This window comes from Aquamicrobium sp. YD-1-mutant5, assembly GCF_059509755.1.
The window spans coordinates 1-5,951 of record NZ_JCAKKP010000040.1; the positions used below are offsets into that span (position 1 = coordinate 1).

At 57.8% G+C, this 5,951-nt stretch carries 4 protein-coding genes and 1 pseudogene; 1 reads left to right on the plus strand and 4 read right to left on the minus strand.

Annotated elements, in window-relative coordinates:
- Positions 1 to 370: 370 nt before the first annotated feature.
- Positions 371 to 1,111 (minus strand): annotated as a pseudogene (locus AC5XE7_RS20680) (cupin domain-containing protein); the annotation flags it as partial.
- 143 nt (positions 1,112 to 1,254) lie between these two features.
- Here AC5XE7_RS20680 and AC5XE7_RS20685 point away from each other — a divergent pair.
- A protein-coding gene (locus AC5XE7_RS20685) for an IS3 family transposase (protein ID WP_272809215.1) occupies positions 1,255 to 2,414 on the plus strand; the annotation gives its coding sequence in 2 pieces (ribosomal slippage) (positions 1,255 to 1,513 and positions 1,513 to 2,414; 1,161 coding nt in all).
- A gap of 394 nt (positions 2,415 to 2,808) precedes the next feature.
- Here the strand turns inward: AC5XE7_RS20685 and AC5XE7_RS20690 are convergent.
- The 3 genes from AC5XE7_RS20690 to AC5XE7_RS20700 all read right to left on the minus strand — a co-directional run bounded on the left by AC5XE7_RS20690 (position 2,809) and on the right by AC5XE7_RS20700 (position 5,779).
- Positions 2,809 to 3,576: a DUF3800 domain-containing protein gene (locus tag AC5XE7_RS20690; RefSeq protein WP_272791951.1), complete on the minus strand. Its 768-nt coding sequence runs from the start codon at positions 3,574 to 3,576 to the stop codon at positions 2,809 to 2,811.
- Positions 3,577 to 3,691: 115 nt separating this feature from the next.
- The gene (gene dinB / locus AC5XE7_RS20695; protein WP_443021301.1) at positions 3,692 to 4,828 is read right to left on the minus strand and encodes a DNA polymerase IV; all 1,137 of its coding nucleotides are present in this window, start codon (positions 4,826 to 4,828) and stop codon (positions 3,692 to 3,694) included.
- 378 nt (positions 4,829 to 5,206) lie between these two features.
- Positions 5,207 to 5,779 (minus strand): recombinase family protein, encoded by a 573-nt coding sequence (locus AC5XE7_RS20700; RefSeq protein ID WP_336314413.1) that lies wholly within the window; start codon positions 5,777 to 5,779, stop codon positions 5,207 to 5,209.
- Positions 5,780 to 5,951: the final 172 nt, after the last annotated feature.

Genomic DNA, 5,951 nt, shown 5'->3' on the forward strand with positions numbered 1-5,951 from the left:
GGGCAACAGCGGCGACAGGATCGACCATTCATGGTCGGTGAGTTCATAGCGGCGGCGCGTCATCAGGGCTCCCTCATTCGGAAGCCTTGAATCACGGCCAGCGTCAGCCGACAATCGAATTTATGGGTTTACCGCCTAGGACCATCGCGTGAACTCGCTTTCCACCTGTATATCGCGGTCAAACATCTGCCTGAGGCGTTCGGCGAGATCGACGTTGATGCGCCCCCCGAGGAGCGAGCTCTGAGTCAGGCGGCCTCGATGGACAGGAGCATTCCAGCTCAAGCCGATCTTGTCGTCGCTGTCACAGATGTTGTCGCCGAACAGGCTGAAGGCTCGCTCAAGAAAGCTCGGCTCGCCAGGACCAAGGCTGGCGGTTGAACGTTGCGCGGGACATGCCACACCGGTCCGCCAGATCAGGCAGTTTCCAAGGCCTGGCCGGATCAGCGAGCATAGCGCTGATTGCCGGCGCCAAACGCGGGTGACCGGCCAACGCCAGCAAACCCTCAGGAGCGGTTTCCGACTCGCTTGCTGCGCGCAACACCAGCGTAAAAAGAGCCGAAGACAGTGCGTTGAGAACGGCGCGTCCTCCCGGCCGATCGCCGGCTGCTTCCATGCGCATCAACCCAACTAGACTGGAGAGTTGACCAGTTGCGGACGCGACACCGTCTTCTCCGGGTGCATCCATGGCCCGCGCTACCAGATCCAGGGGCAGGTAGTTGAGGACCAATCGATCGTGAGGAGGCGAAATGAAAAATCGCCCACACAACAGGTCGAGTTGTTCGCCGTCGCTGTCGTTCTCGCTGAGCATCCACCCGGCAGCACCCCGCCGCTGCTGTGTGGGAACGGGTGTCTGCCCGCTGCCGTCGTGCAGCACATGCGCCGCACCGTGTGGCAGCAGCACGATATCGCCGCTCGTTAATTCCCGCCGCGTTCTTGCTTCCGGATCCTCAAAGATCGCCCGGCCCCTGACAACGACGTGGTAGGGGATTTCGTTCGCCGCAGCCCGGTTCCAGGTAATACGCCACGGAGCGCCGTAGGCGCAGCGTACCTCGAGCTGGCCGGTAACCGTGATGATTTGCAGCAGCTGGCTCAGCCAATCGAGTTCGGACATGGGACCTCGGGAATTCTACGGTTCAGGCAAGTCCATCGTATTGCACGATACGAGGTGATAGAGCTGGCTCGGGAAATCTGCACAGGGGGGATAAGTGGAATTTCTGCCTGATTTCGGCTTAGATGCCGGGAACAGGAGATACCATGACGAGACGACCGCGCCGGAACCACAGCCCGGCTTTCAAGGCAAAGGTGGCGCTCGCCGCCATCCGGGGTGAGCAGACGCTGATGGAATTGTCCCAGCAGTTCGATGTGCATGCCAATCAGATCAAACAGTGGAAAGACCAGCTCCTTGAGGGGGCGACGGGTGTGTTCGGCGATGAAACGAAGGCGGAGCCAACGGGTCCGACCGTCGATGTCAAAACGCTGCACGCCAAAATTGGCGAACTGACACTGGAGAATGATTTTTTATCCGGTGCGCTCGGCAAGGCGGGATTGCTGGGCGGAAAGAAATGATCGACCGCGAGCACAAGCTATCCGTGGTGCGTCAGGCGAAGCTTCTCGGCTTCAGCCGTGGAAGCGTCTATTATCTGCCTCGTCCAGTGTCCGACGGCGATCTGGCCTTGATGCGGCGGATCGACGAGCTGCATCTCGATTACCCGTTTGCCGGAAGTCGGATGTTGCAAGGGATTTTGAGAGGAGAAGGTCTGGAGACCGGGCGGCGACACGTCGCCACGCTGATGAAGAAGATGGGCATCGAGGCGATCTACCGCCGCCCGAACACCTCGAAACCAGCGCCAGGGCACAAAATTTATCCCTACCTCCTACGAAAGCTGGCAGTCACCCGGCCCAATCAGGTCTGGGCAATGGACCTGACCTACATCCCCATGGCGCGGGGATTTGTCTATCTGTGCGCCGTCGTGGACTGGTTCAGCCGGAAGGTCTTGTCATGGCGGTTGTCGATCACGATGGAAGCAGCCTTCTGCATCGAGGCGGTGGAGGAGGCACTTGCCCGTCATGGCAGGCCGGAAATCTTCAATACCGACCAGGGATCGCAGTTCACCTCCATCGACTTCACCGCCGTGCTGAAGAAGGCTGAGGTCGCCGTCTCAATGGACGGCAAGGGTGCGTGGCGGGACAACGTGTTCGTCGAACGGCTCTGGCGTTCGATCAAATACGAGGAAGTCTACCTCCATGCCTACAAGACTGTGTCCGAGGCACGCGCTGGCATCGGCCGATATCTGAACTTCTACAACACCAGACGCCCACATTCATCCCTTGACCGGCGGACGCCGGATCAGGCCTACTTCAACGCGCTGACACCAATGATGGTGGCGGCATACTCGAGGCGGAAATCCACTTAGCGAAACGCCCGAAGCTGTTCAGACAAACCGAGCCACCTCTGATCGGTCGAGCTGCGCGGTGAGATAGCAATCGGTTGCGCAGTGGATGGAGCAAAAGTATCTAATCGAATAAGCTGATCTGAAAACCTGGTTTCCTCACAACCATCATCACAACCATCAAACTGTGCAGCGATGACAAATCGATTTCCGTGACGAAGTAAATAACTGGGTCGTCGGTTCGTATCCGCTGAACTGCAAGATCATGTAGTGGCGGAGCTGGCGGCTCGCATCCCTTTCAAGGTGACCAAGCTTGATCCCTTGCGGTGCGGTTAGGAACCCTATATATAGAGATCAAATGGATTGGGGTTCGTTCCCGGTCGGCGTCGTGGCCTCGGTTTACCGGGGCCTTTCGCTTTCAAGGAAAGACTTTCAGGCCATACCACGAGCTTTGATCCTGAGGGCCTCTCCAGATCTTCGGCTGGATGATGTCGAATGCCCGGTTCGGCTGTTGCGGGCGCAAAATTCGCAGGCCTATTGGGCGTGCGATCAAATCTGCCAATTGAAGGCCAGCGCTGTTCGCTTGTTTAGAGACGAAGTTGATCTCGAAATCAGGCATGGATGCTCCGGCCGCCTGTAAATAGTGCTGACCGGTGGTAATCCTCCGAAACTCAAGTTCAAGTTCCAAATCTTCCTTTCCGCGTCCGGGTTTCTCGCGCGGACTGCGAGACTCGCAGACAATGTGGCACTCGCCTTCATCGTTTCGTGAGCGTAGAAACTCGTTCGCCTTCTCTAGGCAGAAGAGGAGCGCAAGCTGGTATGGGTTCTCGGGATTCGCGTATCGCCGCCTCAACGCATCCTTCCTAATAACAGCGGAAATCACCGTCATTGGAGCCGCCTCGAGGACGCTCGAAAGATCTTCCATAAAAGCATTTCGAATATCGTCATATTGCAAGAAGCTGAACGGAAATCGCCGTTTCACGATGTCGCTTTCATGCAGTACGTAGCTGTCGTGGCCGAACCATCTGAACTTGAAATCATGAAGATCCCGACTGGCAAGAGCGGAATACCGAGATTTCTCGAAGATGCAGAATGACAGGACAAAAATAGGATAGTTGACGTCGATGGAGGTCAGGCTGTGGTCGCCGCTCTCATCGACGTAGATGATAAAATCAGAGTAGCTCATCGCTTCGATTTAGCAGAGTCGCAACGTGGAGCACATAGACGAGACGAAAAGCAAAAGCCTGAAACCGATTTGGGCATCAAACGAGTACATGTGGTTGCGATGACTAAATCGATGACTACGCGAGTGGCAAGGCCAGCTGAGAGGCGACCGTGTCAGTTATCTGCTCCAGCGAAGACAGGGTGACCCCGAGCAGCCGGATGCCTCTTCTCGCCGGAAAGATCGGCTGAAGAACGAAACGGACAATCTCCTCCAGGTCCGAGATCGAAGACAGCGGTGCCGGCACCGTCTTGCTGCGGGTGATCTGCTGGAAATCCGAATACTTGACCTTCAAGGTGACCGTCTTGGCGCTGATACCATTCGTCTCGCAATAACCCCAGACCTTCTCGATCAATGGCTGGATACCCTCGCGTGCCGGATCGTAGGCATGAACATCTTCGGCAAAGGTGTCCTCGGCACCGACGGATTTGCGGATCCGATCCGGCTTGACCTCGCGATTGTCGATGCCCCTGGCAATGCCATAGAAATAAGGTCCAGACTTGCCGAAGTGCTCGATCAGGAAATCGAGGTCCTTGCCGAATAGATCGGCGCCGGTTTCGATTCCGAGACGGTGCATTGCCGTGGCCGGACCCACCCCATGAAACTTCTTCACCGGCAGACCCTGCACAAAGGCGGGACCATTCTTCGGCGTGATCACCGCCTGGCCGTTCGGCTTGTTGAGGTCGCTCGCCATCTTGGCCAGGAATTTATTGTAGCTGATGCCCGCCGAGGCATTCAGACCGGTGGCGGCCTTGATCTTCGCCCGGATTTCCGTGGCGATCTCGGTCGCGATCTCCATGCCCTTGAGATTTTCCGTTACGTCGAGATAGGCTTCGTCGAGCGACAGCGGTTCGATCATCGGCGTGTATTCCGCGAAGATCTCGCGGATCTGCATGGAGACGGCACGGTAGACGTCGAAACGCGGCCGGACGAAGATCAGGTCGGGGCATTTGCGCTTGGCGGTGACCGACGGCATGGCCGAGTGGACGCCGAACTTGCGTGCCTCGTAACTGGCCGCAGCCACGACGCCGCGAGCGACCGAGCCGCCGACGGCGGCCGGCTTTCCCCGGAGTTCCGGATTGTCGCGCTGCTCGACCGACGCGTAGAAAGCATCCATGTCCACATGGATGACCTTGCGCGGCCGATGTGCGTTCGTTCTGGTCCATGGCTCAGCCTTCGTCCGGCAAGGATACCGTCTCCACCAGACACGGGAAATAGGCGCCGCATCGGTCGCCTTCAGCCGTATGCATTCTCTCGCAGCCCACCGTCATCCGTCGGCGGAGTTCCGCGAAGGTGACGCCGGCGCCAAAGACCTTTACCAGCCGTTTCCGCTCATGGTTGCCGCGACGCCGGCACAGCCGGCAATCGAGTTCGATAATCGGATCCCGCACCTGGCGGAGGGTCGGGAGACCATCGACTATCACCTGCCGTCTCGGCATCCAAAAAAGTCCTCTTCAGTCATCGGCCTGAATCCACTTATTGAATCGACGATTCCACCCATCAAGCCCCGAGTAGCCGCCGCATATGCGGATTGGCCCAGTCGGCCCGAAGCTGCGATTTTGGCCAACTCAAAGAACAGATGGCGAACGTGCAATCACGCTGAAGTGGGCTGCGAACCTTGACCTTCCAAGGCGCGGTAGACAGTCATCCTGGAAATGTTCAGGTCACGAGCAACGGCGGCTTTCGTTGCGCCAGCAGCGATCCGCCTGCGGATTTCCGCGTCATCGACATTCTTCTTCCTGCCCTTATAGCTGCCGTCAGCTTTTGCCGCGTCGATGCCCGCCCGTTGCCTGTCTTTGATGAACTTGAGTTCCAAGTCGGCGACCATGCCGAGTGTGGTGATGACCATTCGACCCATGCTTCCGGCTGTCGTAACTTCGGGCTCAAGAATGCGGAGCGACGCGCCCTTTTCATCAAGCTCATGAACGAGATTGAGAACGTCGCGTGTGGAACGGCCGAGCCGATCAAGTCGCAGAACCACCAGCTCGTCGCCCGCATGCAGAAACTGCATAATGGTTTCCAGCTCGGATCGCCCCTTCCGGGACGCTCCCGATCCGGTTTCTGATCGGATGATTTCGCAACCTGCGACCTTCAGACGCTCGTTCTGAATACCGAGATCCTGATCTGAGGTGCTGACGCGAGCGTATCCGATGCGGGCGATGGCAATTCTGTAACATTAGGGTGGTTCCGAATGTGTAACTCGATCTTGCACGCGGCAATGTCGAACGGGCGATTGTGGCATACCAGGGTGCAGGCAGGGTGCTCGGCGCGCGCCTGAAGTCTGAAGCCGTCGAGAGGCTGATCGCCGACTGGAACCACGACTATGATCAGACGAAGAC